Origin of the sequence: Streptomyces aculeolatus (genome assembly GCF_020400605.1) — a bacterium.
Lineage (GTDB): Bacteria > Actinomycetota > Actinomycetes > Streptomycetales > Streptomycetaceae > Streptomyces > Streptomyces aculeolatus.
This window is the reverse complement of record NZ_JAINRD010000029.1, coordinates 72,148-85,985: the sequence shown is the minus strand read 5'-3', so window position 1 is coordinate 85,985 and position 13,838 is coordinate 72,148. Positions and strand designations below refer to the sequence as shown.

Genomic DNA, 13,838 nt, shown 5'->3' with positions numbered 1-13,838 from the left:
TCGGCGGCGGGCGGGTCGGCGGGCGGCCGGCGGTTCAGCGGTCCAGGACGGGCACGCCGAGCAGCGGCCAGACCGCGAGGGCGAACAGCAGCACCAGCGCCGCCGTCAGCGGGGCCAGCACCGCGGCCGTACGCAGCAGGTCCCGCGGCGTGTACGTGGCCACGCCGGGTATGTCCGAGAAGAGCGCGACGGGCTTGGCGGACGCCGGCAGCGTCTGGCAGAAGCCGGCCGCCGCCGTCGACGCCAGCGCGGCGGCCACCGGGTTGACGCCGGCGGCCAGCGCCGCGGCGATGACCAGCGGCACGAGCACGCTGGAGCGCGCGGAGCGGGACTGCAGCACGAGATGCGCGGCGGTGCTCACGGCGACCACCCCGGCGAGGAACGCCCACGCCGGCACCGACGAGCCGCCCGGGAGCCCGGAGACCAGCCACGCGGCGGCCCTCGACTCCGACAGCGCGATGCCCATCGCCATCGTCGCCGCCATGAACAGCAGCAGCGACCACGGCACCGTCTTCAGCGCGTCCTTCAGCCGTACGGTCCCGATCGCCGGCGACGCCGCGACCACCGCGCCGATCAGCGCCACGACCGCCGGCGGCACCCGGTGCAGCGGCTCGCTGCACCACAGCACCACCACGGTGCCGAGCAGCAGCGCGCAGCGCGCCTCGGCCTGCGACAGCGGCCCGGTGACCGGCTGTTCGGTGTGCTCCTGGATCTGCTCGGCGGTCAGGTGGACCGGGCCCCTGCGGTCCGCGCGCTTCGTCGTCGTCAGCAGCACCACCTCGGCGGCGAGATGGGCGGTGGCGATCGCCAGCGGCAGCCCGAGCAGCAGCCACTCGGTGAAGCCGATCTGCTCCCCGGTCGCCTCCCACAGCACCGACACCGTGATCAGGTGCGCCCCGGCGCCGATGAGGGTCGCCACCGCGGAGAGCAGGATGACGGTGGGGAAGAGCAGTGCCAGCATCACCACCAGCCGCTTCCGCTCGCCGAGCGCCTTGGCCAGGGCGAGGAACACCGGTAGCGCGAGCGCGGCGCGGCCGGAGGTGGCCGGCACGGCGAAGGCGGTGACGACCAGCGCCGCCGTCGTCAGGTGCACCAACTGCCGTACGGAGCGCGCCCCGGTGACCAGGAACGCCGCCGCCCGGCCCGCCAGGCCCGTACCGGCGACGGCGGCCGCGAGCACGAACGCGCAGATCAGCAGCCACACGGTCTCGTCGCCCAGGGTGCCGAACAGCGTCTCGCTGTCCAGCACCCCGGTGACGACGAGCGCGAGCCCCGCGCCCAGCGCGATGAACGTGTCGTCGATCGGCGTGCCGATCCAGGCGCAGGTCGCCAGGGCGAACACGGCCAGGGTCAGGCGCCCGTCGGTGGTCAGCCCGGGGGCGTTGCCCGGGACGGCCAGCAGGGCGCAGATGCTGAGGGCCACGCACAAGGTCGCGGTCTGGCGCAGGGAGAGGCTCACAGGAAAGAGCCTCGACGGCGGCGGTGAGCCCTTGATGAGCCGAAGATTAAGGAGATTTCACCTTTTACCCGGGTGTCACCCGAAAGGGTGTCAGTATGACGGCTCCGGTTCATCCGGGCGGCGGGCGGGCAGCCGGTAGCCCATGCCGCGTACGGTCTCCACCCGCTCGGCGCCCATCTTCTTGCGCAGCGCCCGGACGTAGACGTCCACGATGTTGGAGCCCGGGTCGAAGTCGTAGCCCCACACGTGGGAGAGGATCTGCTCGCGCGAGAGCACCTGCCCGGGGTGGCGCAGGAAGAGCTCCAGGAGCACGAACTCGCGGGCCGTCAGGTCCACCATGCGCCCGCCCGCCTGCGCCCGGCGCGTCCGCAGGTCGAGCGAGAGGTCGCCGCTGCGCAGCACCGTGACCTCCGGTGCCCGCGCGGCGGTACGCAGCCGCAGCCGGACCCGGGCGAGCAGCTCCTCGAAGCGGAACGGCTTGGTCATGTAATCGTCGGCGCCGCCTTCGAGCCCGGCGACGGTGTCGGTGACCGACGCCCGCGCGGTGAGCACGATCACCGGCACCGTCGAGCGCGCCTCGCGCAGCTGGCGCAGCACCGTGAAGCCGTCCCGGCCCGGCAGCCCGATGTCGAGGACGACCAGGTCGAAGCCGCCGGTGAGGGCGAACTCGTACGCGGTGTCGCCGTCCGCGGCGACGGTGGTGGTGAAGCCGTTGGCGCGCAGCCCCTTCTCCACGAAGGAGGCGATGCGTTCCTCGTCCTCGGCGATGAGAATCCGGTTCATCACAGACCTTCCTGAAGGATGAGAGTGAAGGTGGCCCCGCCGCCCTCGGTGGGGCCGAGTCCGACGCGGCCGCGGTGGCCCTCGGCGATGGCCTTGACGATGGCCAGGCCCAGGCCCGCGCCGCCGCCGCGGGAGCCGCGGCGCGCGGTGCCGCGGCGGAAGCGTTCGAAGATGAGGTCGGCGTCCTGCGGCGGGATGCCGGGGCCGCTGTCGGCGACGTACAGCTCGACCCGCCCCTCCGCGGCCCGCGAGCCGATGCGGATGCGCCCGCCGGGCGCGGTGTGCTGCACCGCGTTCTGGGCGAGCTGCACCATGGCCTGCGTGACACGCTGCGGGTCGAGGCGCATCTCGCCCTCGGCGACCTCGCTCAGCTCCCAGTCCCGCTCGCCCAGCGTCCTGGCCTTGACGAACACGTCGGCGGTCAGCTCCGCCAGCTGCACCGGCTCCGGGTCGACGAAGTCCGGCCGCTCGGCCTTGGCGAGCAGCAGCAGGTCCTCCACGATCCGGGTCATCCGGTCCAGCTCGTCGGTGACCAGCCGCAGCGTCTCCTCGCGCTCCGCCGGGTCCTCGCCCATCAGCTCCAGATGCCCGCGCACGATGGTGATCGGCGTCCGCAGCTCGTGCCCGGCGTCGTCGACGAACTCCCGCTGGGCGGCGAACGCCCGCTCCAGCCGGTCCAGCATGGCGTTGAACGTCGCCGCCAGCGCCGCCGTCTCGTCCCGGTCGGCGCGCCCGCGCACCGGGATCCGCCGGGTCAGGTCCTGCTCCGTCAGCTGCGCGGCGGTCCGGCCCACGAGCCGTACGGGCGCCAGGATGCGGCCCGCCACCGCCCAGCCGATGGCGCTGACGACCACCAGCGCCATCGCCGAGATGATCAGCATGATGACGAACACGTCGCTCACCTGCTCGCGTTCGCGCTCGGTGTGGATGGCGACCACGAACGCCGCCGCGTCCGGCTCGGCCTTCGCGCCGATGCCGACCTTGGCCCACCGGACCTCGCCCGAGGCCCGGTCGAGGGAGCCCGTGCGGTCGTCGGACGCGAAGATCGCCCGGCGGCCCGCGCCGTCGTCCTCCAGCGGCCGGGACATCGTCAGGTCCCGGGGCTGGACGAGCTGCCGCGGCCCCTGGCCGGGCTGGCGCACCAGGCCGAGCAGCTCCTCGTCCGGGTCGGCGTACTGCCGCTCCAGGAAGACGGTCAGCAGCCGCGCCGGGTCGGCGAAGGGCCGGCCGGTCTCGGGGTCGACGCCCCGCTCGTAGAGGCTGGCGAACTCCCGCGTCTCCTGCGCCAGCAGCCGGTCGACCCGCTGCTCCAGGTCGCGCAGCAGGATGGAGCGCGTGGTGCCGGCGACGGCGGCGAGGGCAGCCGTCATCACCACCAGCAGCAGGAGAAGGATGCGGGCACGCGCGGAGATCATCGGTCAGTCGTCGAGCTCGTCGTCATCGTCGTTGCCGCCGCCGGAGTCGTCCCCGGTGTCGTCCCCGTCGTCGTCGGCGCTGCCCGACGGATCGGTGGTGGGCCCGTCGCGTACCGGCGGCGGCGAGACCTCTTCCCGGTCCTTGCCCGGCGAACTCCCGGGCGCGGGCGCGGTGGAGTCCGCGGGCGGGGACGTGCCGCCCTCCATCTCCACCCGGGCGGGCGGAGTGGGGTCCTCCGGGTCGTCGGTCAGGGCGTAGCTGGTCGCGGCGACGCCCAGCGGGATCGCCACCACGGCGGTCAGTGCGGCCATGCGCTTCGAGAAAGCCATGCCTTCGAGGCTGCGGCCGGCGGGCGCTGCGCAGCGTGAAGGGCGGATGAGAGATTCTTCATCTGGGCCCGGGGCGTGCCACCGCGGCCTACTCCTCCAGGCCGATCGCGAACGCGGCCTCCAGGTCGTGCTGCGAGTACGTGCGGAAGGAGATGTGCGTCTCCGTGGCCGCCACGCCCGGGACCTTGCTGATCCGGCCCGGGATCACGTCGGCCAGATCGTCGTGGCGCGCGACGCGGACGATGGCGATCAGGTCGTGCGCCCCCGTGACCGAGTACACCTCGCTGACCCCGTCGATCGCGGCGATCGACTCCGCGATCTCGGGAATGCGGTCCACGTCGGTGTTGATCAGAACGATCGCAGTGATCATGTGTTCGCTCTCCCTCTCGGACCCGCGTGCGGCGCTCACTCTATCTGTCTGCCTAAGACCTCGCTCCAGGTCGTAGGGTGGGGGCACGGCCTGCGACGACGGTCGGTGCGCCGGGCCGGCGCCGGCGCCGGACGGCCCGGCCGAAGCCGCGGGGATCGCTGTGGCGGAAGGGTGACCGGTGGTGGAGCCGAGAGAAAGCCCGGGCGTCTCCTCCGAGGAGGACGCGGCCGAGGTGCTCGACGGCCCGCTGCCCGAGGGGGTGCGCCGCCGGATCGTCATGCTGGCCGACGAGTCCTTCGGCGGACTGACCGTCGCCGAGCTGCCCCCGCAGCTGCGGCAGTACGCCCGGTTCACCCCGTCCCGCCGCGTCAAGCTCGCCGGCAACGCGATCGCCGCCGCCCTGGAGAGCGACGCCGGCTTCCGCGAGCGCATCGCCGGTCGCGCCGCGGAACTCCAGCCCGAGCTGACCGCCGCGCTGCGCGGCGGCAGCCCGCCGGCCGCCGCCGAGCCCGTCGACGTCGCGGCGCTCGCGTACTTGCTGCGGCCGCCGGGCTGGGTCAAGCTCATCGCCGCCGCCGGCGAGGAGGAGCAGCGCGCCGGCGCCGAGCGGGCCGGCGAGGAGGCCGCCCGCGAGCTGGCCCGGCTGCGTACGGAGCTGGCCGAGGCCCGCGCCGCCGCCCGCGGCGAGTCGGAGCGCACGCGGCACGAACTGGAGGCGCTGCGGCGCGAGAACGAGGGCCTGCACCGCCGGCTGCGCAGCGCGCTCAGCGACGTCAAGCGCGGCGAGGCCGCCGTGCGCAAGCTCCAGCAGGAGGGCGCCGCGGCGCGCGAGGACGCCGCCGCGCAGCTGGCCGCCGCCGAGAGCGAGGCCCGCCGGCTGCGCGCGCGCCTCTCCGAGGCCGAGTCGGGCCTGGAGGCCAGCCGCCGGGCCGCTCGCGAGGGGCGCAGCGTGGAGGACATGCGCGTACGCCTCCTCCTCGACACCGTCCTCGACGCCGCCCAGGGCCTCCGCCGCGAACTCGCCCTGCCGCCGGCCCGTATGACCCCCGCGGACACCGTCCGCGCGGTCGAGCCCGGCACCATGTCGCCGAAGGACGTGGCGGCCCGCGCCCTGTCCGCCACCGACCCGGCGCTGCTCGACCAACTGCTCGCCCTGCCGCAGGCGCACATGGTCGTCGACGGCTACAACGTCACCAAGACCGGCTATCCCACACTCCCGTTGGAGAAGCAGCGCCTGCGCCTCCTCGGCGGCCTCGCCGGCCTCGCCGCGCAGACCGGCGCGGAGGTGACGTGCGTTTTCGACGGCGCGGAACTGGCCGCGCCGGTGCTGCTCGCGCCGCCGCGCGGGGTGCGGGTGCTGTTCAGCAAGCCGGGCGAGACCGCGGACGAGCTGATCCGCCGGCTCGTACGGGCCGAACCCACCGGCCGGCCCGTCGTCGTGGTCTCCGCCGACCGCGAGGTCGCCGACGGCGTCGCCGCCGCGGGCGCCCGGCCGGTGTCGTCCGCGCTGCTCCTCAAGCGGCTCGCGCGGAGCTGACAACCCGGGGAAACGCGGGCGAGTTCGGACAACACGGCCGTCTCTCCCGGGTGTGGACAGTTCGCCGCTCCGAGTCCAACTCGTTGTCGAACAGTGACTACTGGCCGTGTGATGTGAGTAAAGAAACGCGCTCCGGGGGGACTTTTTTGCCTGAGGGATTTGAACGGATCACCTGAGCATCGTTAGTGTCTGGCCCGAACCTTCGTGCTGTCGATCGCTCATCCGGGGCGATGGCGAAGGTCCCGCCGGTACCGGGGCGTCCCCAAAGCCACGGTCGGGCGGCTGGAGGAAGAGGAGCTCGCCTTCGTGGCGTCCCACCGTCGACCGAAGCAGCCGAACCGGGCCAGGGTCACCGTCTTCACCGCGACCGCCGCTGCGGCCGTCGCCCTCTCCACGCAGAGCGCGCAGGCCGCCCCCGACAAGGACGACGTCAAGCGGCAGGTCGACAACCTGTACGAGGACGCCGAGCGCGCCACGGAGAAGTACAACGGCGCCAAGGAGCGGCAGGACAAGCTCGAAGAGGACGTCAAGGAGCTGCAGGACAAGGCCGCCCGCGGCCAGCAGGAGCTCAACGACCTCCGCGACGGCCTCGGTTCGCTGGCCACCGCCCAGTACCGCAGCGGCAGCATCGACCCCTCCGTGCAGCTCTTCCTCTCCTCCGACCCGGACACCTACCTGGACAAGGCGTCCACGATGGACCGGGTCAGCGGCAAGCAGGCCGAGTCGCTGGAGCGCATCGCCGACAAGCAGCGCAGCCTCGCGCAGCAGCGCCAGGAGGCGGGCGAGAAGCTCAAGGACCTGGAGGAGACCCGCAAGGAACTGGGCTCCCAGAAGAAGAAGGTCCAGGACAAGCTGGGCGAGGCCCGCGCCCTGCTCAACGAGCTGACTGCGGAGGAGCAGGCCCAGCTCGCCGAGGAGGAGCAGCGCGCCAGCCGCGAGGCGGAGGACCGCGTCGACCTCGGCGACGTCGCCCCGGGCTCGTCCCACGGCGCCGCCGCACTGTCCGCGGCGCAGAGCAAGTTGGGCGCCCCGTACGTCTACGGTGCCACCGGACCCAGCTCCTTCGACTGCTCCGGCCTCACCGGCTGGGCCTTCTCGCAGGCCGGCGTCTCGCTGCCGCGCATCTCGCAGGACCAGGCCAACGTCGGCACCCGGATATCCTCCGTCAGTGCCCTGCAGCCCGGTGACCTCGTGTTCTTCTACAGCGACCTGCACCACGTCGGCATCTACGCGGGCAACGGCCAGATCATCCACGCCCCGAAGCCGGGCGCCGTGGTGCGGTACGAGGCCGTCGGCAACATGCCGTTCATGTGGGGCGCGCGGGTCTGAGAACGTCCCCCGGCCGGTAGGTCTCCCGCCGGTCGGATCGCCTCGATTCCCCAGGGCCGAACGCGGGCCGCCGACGCCCCGGCCCGTGGCCGTTCGCCGCGGGTCCGGGCAGCCCTCTGCCGTGCCCGACGCCAGAAAGGCCGGCATGGACTTCTCCTCGGAAGCGGCGGAGGCAGCACGCCGCGCCCACGGGTGGGCGGTGTACGTGGACGGGCAGACGACGGGCACGGGCCGCGATGTGGCCCGGGCGCGGGCGCGCCTGTGGGCACTGGTGGCGCAGGCGTGCGCGGCAGTTGCCGCGGCCCCGTCGCCGTCCCCCCTTGCCGTCTCTGCGGCGGGCCGGGCGCTCGACGCGGCCCGGCGGCAGGAACGGGCCTCGTCCGTCGCGGATCTGCAGGACCAGGCCTGGACGTGGGCCGAAGTCGCCCTCGCCTGCGCCGCCACCGGCGCCGAGTAGCCGCCCCCTGCGGCGGGCCGCCGCCGGCCACGGTGCCCGCGGCCGCCGGCGCGGCCATCGTGCCGCCCGTTCGGGCGAATTGCCGACACCGCGCGTTTCGAACGCCCCGCGGGTGACCTGCGTCGGCACCGCGGCGCCGACATCGCGCAGAAAGGCGGTTCTTGGCCGTTGCGTAGTCGCGTGGTTACTGTCTGCCGCGTGTCAGCACATCGACGATCCACCCGGCCCGGCGGTGCCGGCCGCCTGCGTACCGGCGTCCTCACCGCCGCCGCGGCGGCGGCGCTGTCCGGCTCGCCCGCCGTCTTCTCCGGCCTCTCCGACGCGGCTCTCGCCGCCCCCGACGACCACGCCGAGGCCAGGGAGCGCGTACAGGACCTCTACACCCAGGCCGAGCGGGCCACCGAGAAGTTCAACGCGGCCAGGGAGCGCACCGAGGAGCTGCGCCGCAAGGCGGAGCGCATGCAGGACCGCGCCGCCCGCGACCTCGCCCGGATCAACCGCATGCGCACCGAACTCGGCTCGCTCGCCGGTGCGCAGTACCGTTCCGGCGGCATCGACCCGAAAATGACCCTGATCCTCTCCGAAAGCCCGGAGGGCTATCTGGAGAAGGCCGCCACCCTGGAGCGCATCGGCAGCCTGCAGAGCGGCCGGCTGCGCCAACTCGTCGGCCTGCAGCGCCGGCTGGAGCAGCAGCGCGTCCGGGCCCGCGACACCCTCGCCGAACTGGAGGGCGAGCGCGACGCGCTGGCCGGGCACAAGCGGGAGGTCACCGACCGGCTCGCGAAGGCGCGGGAACTCCTCAACTCGCTGCCGAAGGAGGAGCGCCCCGACACCCGCAGCAGCCGCGCCTCCCGCTCCGCGCCGACGCCCGACTTCGGCTCGGCGCCCGCGTCCGGCCGCGGCGCGCTCGCGGTGGCCGCGGCACGCGGGGCGGTCGGCACGCCGTACGTGTGGGGCGGCGCGGCGCCGGGCGGGTTCGACTGCTCGGGGCTGACGCAGTGGGCCTACGCCCGGGCCGGGGTGGCGATCCCGCGCACGTCGCAGGCGCAGCGCTACGCGGGCCGCCAGGTGCCGCTGGGCGCGGCGCAGCCGGGGGACCTGGTGACGTACCGGGCGGACGCGAGCCACGTCGCGATGTACGTGGGCGGCGGCCAGGTCGTCCACGCGCCGTACCCGGGCGCGTCGGTGCGGTACGACCCGGTGGGGATGATGCCGGTCGCGTCGGTCACCCGGCCGTAGAGGGCAGGCGGGGCACCGAACCCGGGACTCCCGCCCCATCTCACCCGCACTCCCGCCCAAGGGTAGGCCGCCCCTCTGACAGCAGCGCCCCGGTCCCCGCACCGCACCGCGGGGGCCGGGGCGACGTACGCTCGGGGCGTGGCAGGCGTGCGGACCGTGGTGCTGGTGCTCTGCACCGGGCTGGCCGCCGCCCTGCTCGCCGGGTGCGGCGCGGACGGCGGGCAGCGCGACGCCACCCGCGAGCTCGCCGACCTGCTCCGGCAGCGCTCCGCCGCCGTCCGGGACGGCGACGAGGCCGCGTACCTGCGCACCGTCGACCCCCAGGCTGGCCCGTACCGGCAGCAGCAACGCACCGCCTTCCGCAACCTCGACGCCCTCCCGCTCGCCGCCTGGAACCTCCGCCTCGACGGCACCGTGCCCGCCACCGCGGAACGCGCCGTCGCCGGCGTCCGCCTGACCTACCGCCTCCGCGGCTACGACACCGGCGACGCGACCGCGGACCAGGGGCTGGAGTTCGTACGCCGCGACAGCCGCTGGTACGTCGCGGGCCCCGCGCCCGGCAGCCGGCCGCAGCCGTGGGACCAGGGCCCCATGACCGTCGTCCGCGGTACGCGCAGCCTCGTGCTCGGCACCGGCCGCCCCGAGGCCGGCCTGCGCGACATCGCCGCCGTCGCCGACCGCGCCGTGCCCGAGGTCTCCGCCGCCTGGGGCGGCGCCTGGGCGCGCCGCGTCGTGGTGCTGGTGCCCGCGTCTCAGGCCGCGATGGGGGAGCTGCTCGGTGCGGGGCCCACGGACTACGCGGGCGTCGCCGCCGTCACCACCGGCCGGCACCGGGACCGCACGCCCGCGGACCGCGTCGTGGTCAACCCGGAGGCGTACGACACCCTCGGCGGCCTCGGCCGGCGCATCGTCCTCACCCACGAGACCGTCCACGTCGCCACCCGCGCCGACACCTCCCCGGCCACTCCGGTCTGGCTCTCCGAGGGCTTCGCGGACTGGGTGGCCTTCCGTGACGTGGCCCGCGGCCCGCGCCAGGGCGCGCCGGAGCTGGCCCGCGCCGTGGCGGCCGGCAGGGTGCCGCGGGAGCTGCCCGCCGACGCCGACTTCGGCCGCCCGGCGACCGACGACTCCACGACGGGCGACTCCACGACCGACGCTCCCGCCGACTCCACGGCCGACGCTCCCGCCGACTCCACGGCCGACGACGCCGGCGACCGGGTCGCCGAGGCGTACGGCGGCGCGTGGCTCGCGGCCCGGATGGCCGCGGACGAGTGGGGCGCGGACCGGCTCGTCGCGCTCTACCGCGCCGTGGGCGCCGCCCCGTCGCGCGCACAGGCCGAGGACGCACTGCGGGCAGAACTCGGCGTGGGGCTCGGGGAGTTCACGGCGCGGTGGCGGGTCTACCTGGGCCGGCACCTCGGCTAGGGCTTTTGCCTGAGAGGCAAGGAATTTGACTCTGGGGTACGGCCCCTGGCTCAATGACCGTCATGACCTCCGACCACCCCCAGGCACCCCACCTGCGCGAGCTGCGCCGCCGCGCCGGCCTGACGCTGGAGGCCGCCGCCGGCAGGGCGGAGCTGTCGCCGGCCCACCTCTCCAGGCTGGAGACCGGACAGCGCCAGCCCTCGCTGCCGGTGCTGCTGAAGCTGGCCCGTATCTACGGTACGACGGTGTCCGAGCTGCTCGGCGAGGCCCCCTCGGCGCAGACGTCGGTCGTCCGGGGTGCCGACGCCCCCGTACGCGAGGCCGGCGGCTGGTCGTACCGGCAGGCCGGCGGCACGGACCGGGGGATGCAGGCGCTGCGGGTACAGGTGCCGTACGACGCCGCCCACCGCGATCTCGTCCGGGTCCACCCCGGCGAGGAGTGGCTGTACGTGCTCGACGGCCGGATGCGGCTCGCGCTCGGCGACCGCGAGCACCTGCTCGACCCGGGCGACAGCGCCCAGTTCGACTCCCTCACCCCGCACCGCATCGCCGCCGCCGACCCCGGCGGGCTCGTGCTGCTCTTCGTCCACACGCTGCTGCAGAGCGCCGTCGCCGGGCTGTGCCTCGGCGACGGCACCCGGCACTGACCCCAAGGAGACCACCGTGTCCAAGCGGACAGAGGAGAGGTTCCCCCGCGGCCTGGTGATCCGCCTCCTCGTCTACATCTTCGTCGGCCACCTCTTCGCCGCGTTCCTGCTGCTCCTCTTCAAGGCGGGCGGCGGCGCGTAGCCGCACGCCGTCAGCTCACCGCGCCACCGGGTCACCGCGCCACCACGTCACCAGGTCAGCATGTCGCTGTCCGCCGGTGCGGTACGCGGGCCACGACCCCGCTGCCGCGGCATCCCCGAGCCGCCGTCCACGTCCCCGGCGCGGCCCGGCGCCGTCACCGTCGAGCGCCACAACCGCCGGCACGCCACCACCGTCGCCGCGACCAGCAGCCCGTTGCGCAGCGCCAGCAGCGCCACGCCGGACCCGGTGCTCCCCACGACCTCCCCGAACCACACCGGGAACTCGGCCAGCGTCACCCCGGTCGCCACCAGCACCAGCCCCGCGGGCAGCGCCATCCGCGCCGCCCGCAGCGTCAGGCACACGGCGGCCAGGCCGACCAGCCAGATCAGGTACTGCGGGCTGATCACCCGGCTCGTCGTGGTGAACAGCAGCGTCCCCGCGAACGCCGCCTCGCACCCCGTCGTCGCCGTGAACTCCCGCGCCCGCAGCCGCCACAGCACCAGCCACCCCATCGCCAGCGCCGAGAGCCCCAGCGCCAGATCGCTGACCAGGCCGACGCCGGGCCCGAGGAACTCCATCGAGCCGTAGTGCAGTTCCACGGTGCCGTCCCAGCCGTGGTGCCGGGCGACGTGGAAGACCAGCGCGCCCAGCGACTCCACCTCCGTACCGCGGTCGCGCTGCGCGGTGACGAAGTCGAACGCCCCCGGCAGCGCGACGGCCGCCAGCAGCGCCATCCCCGCGGCCGTGCCCGCCGCGGCGCCCCACGACAGCCGCGTGGCCCGCCCGCGCGCGGCGCCGAGCAGCAGCAGCACCGGCCACACCTTCAGCATCGCGCCGAACCCCGCCAGCGCCCCCGCCACCGCCGGCCGCCGGACCGCGGCCAGCAGCGCCGCGACGGCGACGGCGGTGACCATCACGTCGTACCGCGCGTACGCGGTCGGCCCCAGCAGCGGCACGCCCGCCACCCAGAACCACGCCCCCGCCCGCGACCGCCCGGCGCCGCCGCCGGCCCGCAGCAGCAGCGCCAGCACCACCGCGTCCGCCGCGCAGGCCAGTGCGAAGAAGGCGTGCGCGTAGCCGAGGAACGGCAGCAGCCCGGGGGAGAGCACCGGCAGCGCCGCGCCCGGCGGGTACTGCCAGCTCACGTCGTCGACGGGGAACGTGCCGCCGCGCAGCACCTCGTACCAGCCGCGGTAGATCACCTCGACGTCGCTGGTGACGTCCGGTCCTGGCAGCGTGACCACCTGGAGCACGAGCAGCAGCAGGCCCGCGCGGGTCAGCGCCCACGCCGCCACCGGCGCCGCGACCCGTGCCATGGCTCGACCTCCGCCCCCGTATGCGTCGGACCCGTGCGTCCGACGACACTACGACACGGCTCCGCCCGGCCGCAGGCACCCGGAGCCGGCCGGCCCCGGTACTGTCGGCCCCGATGGACAAGGCACCGACTCCCCGGCCGACGACCCACAAGCCGCCGCACAAGACCCTCGTCGTCACCAACGACTTCCCGCCCCGCCCCGGCGGCATCCAGAACTTCCTGCACAGCATGTGCCTGCGGCTGGACCCGGAGCAGGTCGTCGTCTACGCCTCCACCTGGAAGCGCGACGCCGAAGGCCGCGCCGCCACCCGGGACTTCGACGCCCGCCAGCCCTACGAGGTGGTCCGCGACCGCGCCACGATGCTGCTGCCCACCCCGCGCGTCACCCGCCGCGCGGCCGGGCTGCTGCGCGCGCACGGGTGCGGGGCGGTGTGGTTCGGCGCCGCCGCGCCGCTGGGGCTGATGGCGCCCGCGCTGCGCCGCGCCGGCGCCGAGCGGATCGTCGCCACCACGCACGGCCACGAGGCGGCCTGGGCGCAGCTGCCCGCGGCCCGGCAACTGCTGCGGCGTATCGGCGAGTCGGCGGACACCCTCACGTACCTCGGCGAGTACACCCGCGTCCGGATCGCCCGCGCGATCGGCGCCGAGGCCGCCGCGCGCATGGTGCAGGTGCCGCCGGGCGTCGACGAGACGGCGTTCCACCCGGACTCGGGCGGCGCCGCGGTACGCGCCCGCCTCGGGCTCGCGGACCGGCCGGTCGTCGTCTGCGTCTCCCGGCTCGTGCCGCGCAAGGGCCAGGACACCCTGATCCGCGCGATGCCCCGGATCCTCACGGCGGAGCCGGACACGGCGCTGCTCGTCGTCGGCGGCGGCCCGTACCGCGGGGACCTGGAGAAGCTGGCGGCGGCCACGGGCGTCGCGGGCTCGGTGCACTTCACGGGCGCGGTGCCGTGGGAGGAGCTGCCCGCGCACTTCGGTGCGGGCGACGTGTTCGCCATGCCGTGCCGCACGCGGCGCGGCGGGCTCGACGTGGAAGGGCTGGGCATCGTCTACCTGGAGGCGTCGGCGACCGGCCTGCCGGTGGTCGCGGGCGACTCCGGCGGGGCCCCGGACGCGGTGCTCGACGGCGAGACCGGGTGGGTGGTGCGCGGCGGCGCCGAGCGGCAGGCGGGGCAGGCGGCGGAGCACATCGTGACGCTGCTGGGCGACGCGGAGCTGCGCGCGCGGATGGGGGCGCGGGGCCGCGCGTGGGTGGCGGAGCGGTGGCGCTGGGACCTGCTGGCGGAGCGGCTGACGTCGCTGCTGTGAGGGGAGGGGACGCGGCGCGTACGGTACGCGCCGGGGAGCGGCTCGTACCGTACGGGCGAGGCAGCGGCCCGTACGGACCCCG

At 75.1% G+C, this 13,838-nt stretch carries 14 protein-coding genes; 8 read left to right on the top strand and 6 right to left on the bottom strand.

Going from position 1 to position 13,838, the window contains the following annotated elements; genetic code table 11:
- Positions 1 to 34 precede the first annotated feature (34 nt).
- From LG396_RS34185 to LG396_RS34165, 5 genes are all read right to left on the bottom strand, one after another.
- Positions 35 to 1,459 carry an SLC13 family permease gene (locus tag LG396_RS34185; RefSeq protein ID WP_100302502.1) on the bottom strand — a complete coding sequence of 475 codons (1,425 nt, stop codon included), beginning with the start codon at positions 1,457 to 1,459 and terminating at the stop codon, positions 35 to 37.
- Positions 1,460 to 1,549: 90 nt separating this feature from the next.
- Positions 1,550 to 2,242, bottom strand: a complete 693-nt coding sequence (locus LG396_RS34180; RefSeq protein ID WP_018837647.1) for a response regulator transcription factor — start codon at positions 2,240 to 2,242, stop codon at positions 1,550 to 1,552.
- Positions 2,242 to 3,657 (bottom strand): sensor histidine kinase, encoded by a 1,416-nt coding sequence (locus LG396_RS34175; protein ID WP_018844084.1) that lies wholly within the window; start codon positions 3,655 to 3,657, stop codon positions 2,242 to 2,244. The genes LG396_RS34180 and LG396_RS34175 overlap by 1 nt, the downstream gene beginning before the upstream one ends.
- A gap of 3 nt (positions 3,658 to 3,660) precedes the next feature.
- A complete protein-coding gene (locus LG396_RS34170; protein WP_026277070.1) occupies positions 3,661 to 3,987 on the bottom strand; it encodes a hypothetical protein in 327 nt (108 codons plus the stop codon).
- An 88-nt stretch (positions 3,988 to 4,075) separates the two neighbouring features.
- Positions 4,076 to 4,357: an Lrp/AsnC family transcriptional regulator gene (locus LG396_RS34165; protein WP_018837650.1), complete on the bottom strand. Its 282-nt coding sequence runs from the start codon at positions 4,355 to 4,357 to the stop codon at positions 4,076 to 4,078.
- Positions 4,358 to 4,535: 178 nt separating this feature from the next.
- Between LG396_RS34165 and LG396_RS34160 the strand changes: the two genes are divergently transcribed.
- The 7 genes from LG396_RS34160 to LG396_RS34130 all read left to right on the top strand — a co-directional run bounded on the left by LG396_RS34160 (position 4,536) and on the right by LG396_RS34130 (position 11,133).
- The gene (locus LG396_RS34160; protein ID WP_225797711.1) at positions 4,536 to 5,894 is read left to right on the top strand and encodes an NYN domain-containing protein; all 1,359 of its coding nucleotides are present in this window, start codon (positions 4,536 to 4,538) and stop codon (positions 5,892 to 5,894) included.
- Positions 5,895 to 6,200: 306 nt separating this feature from the next.
- Positions 6,201 to 7,223 carry a C40 family peptidase gene (locus tag LG396_RS34155; RefSeq protein ID WP_037750111.1) on the top strand — a complete coding sequence of 341 codons (1,023 nt, stop codon included), beginning with the start codon at positions 6,201 to 6,203 and terminating at the stop codon, positions 7,221 to 7,223.
- A 121-nt stretch (positions 7,224 to 7,344) separates the two neighbouring features.
- Positions 7,345 to 7,680: an ABC transporter ATPase gene (locus LG396_RS34150; RefSeq protein WP_225797710.1), complete on the top strand. Its 336-nt coding sequence runs from the start codon at positions 7,345 to 7,347 to the stop codon at positions 7,678 to 7,680.
- A 198-nt stretch (positions 7,681 to 7,878) separates the two neighbouring features.
- Entirely contained in the window at positions 7,879 to 8,919 is a 1,041-nt protein-coding gene (locus LG396_RS34145; protein ID WP_225797709.1) for a C40 family peptidase, read from the top strand.
- 138 nt (positions 8,920 to 9,057) lie between these two features.
- Positions 9,058 to 10,344, top strand: coding sequence for a hypothetical protein (locus tag LG396_RS34140; protein ID WP_225797708.1), 1,287 nt, complete (start codon positions 9,058 to 9,060; stop codon positions 10,342 to 10,344).
- Positions 10,345 to 10,397: 53 nt separating this feature from the next.
- The gene (locus tag LG396_RS34135) at positions 10,398 to 10,991 is read left to right on the top strand and encodes a helix-turn-helix domain-containing protein (protein WP_225797707.1); all 594 of its coding nucleotides are present in this window, start codon (positions 10,398 to 10,400) and stop codon (positions 10,989 to 10,991) included.
- Between the two features lie 16 nt (positions 10,992 to 11,007).
- Positions 11,008 to 11,133 carry a DUF6126 family protein gene (locus LG396_RS34130; RefSeq protein ID WP_018837657.1) on the top strand — a complete coding sequence of 42 codons (126 nt, stop codon included), beginning with the start codon at positions 11,008 to 11,010 and terminating at the stop codon, positions 11,131 to 11,133.
- 47 nt (positions 11,134 to 11,180) lie between these two features.
- Here the strand turns inward: LG396_RS34130 and LG396_RS34125 are convergent, their stop codons facing one another.
- Positions 11,181 to 12,449: a glycosyltransferase family 87 protein gene (locus tag LG396_RS34125; protein WP_225797706.1), complete on the bottom strand. Its 1,269-nt coding sequence runs from the start codon at positions 12,447 to 12,449 to the stop codon at positions 11,181 to 11,183.
- 113 nt (positions 12,450 to 12,562) lie between these two features.
- Here LG396_RS34125 and LG396_RS34120 point away from each other — a divergent pair, with 113 nt between their 5' ends.
- Positions 12,563 to 13,756, top strand: coding sequence for a glycosyltransferase family 4 protein (locus LG396_RS34120; RefSeq protein WP_225797705.1), 1,194 nt, complete (start codon positions 12,563 to 12,565; stop codon positions 13,754 to 13,756).
- The last annotated feature ends 82 nt before the right edge of the window (positions 13,757 to 13,838 follow it).

Excerpts from the sequence above, each read along its gene's own strand:
- LG396_RS34175 (WP_018844084.1), bottom strand. The coding sequence starts at position 3,657 with ATGATCTCCGCGCGTGCCCGCATCCTTCTCCTGCTGCTGGTGGTGATG.
- LG396_RS34170 (WP_026277070.1), bottom strand. The coding sequence starts at position 3,987 with ATGGCTTTCTCGAAGCGCATGGCCGCACTGACCGCCGTGGTGGCGATC.
- LG396_RS34120 (WP_225797705.1), top strand. The coding sequence starts at position 12,563 with ATGGACAAGGCACCGACTCCCCGGCCGACGACCCACAAGCCGCCGCAC.
- LG396_RS34135 (WP_225797707.1), top strand. The coding sequence starts at position 10,398 with ATGACCGTCATGACCTCCGACCACCCCCAGGCACCCCACCTGCGCGAG.
- LG396_RS34180 (WP_018837647.1), bottom strand. The coding sequence starts at position 2,242 with ATGAACCGGATTCTCATCGCCGAGGACGAGGAACGCATCGCCTCCTTC.
- LG396_RS34125 (WP_225797706.1), bottom strand. The coding sequence starts at position 12,449 with ATGGCACGGGTCGCGGCGCCGGTGGCGGCGTGGGCGCTGACCCGCGCG.
- LG396_RS34165 (WP_018837650.1), bottom strand. The coding sequence starts at position 4,357 with ATGATCACTGCGATCGTTCTGATCAACACCGACGTGGACCGCATTCCC.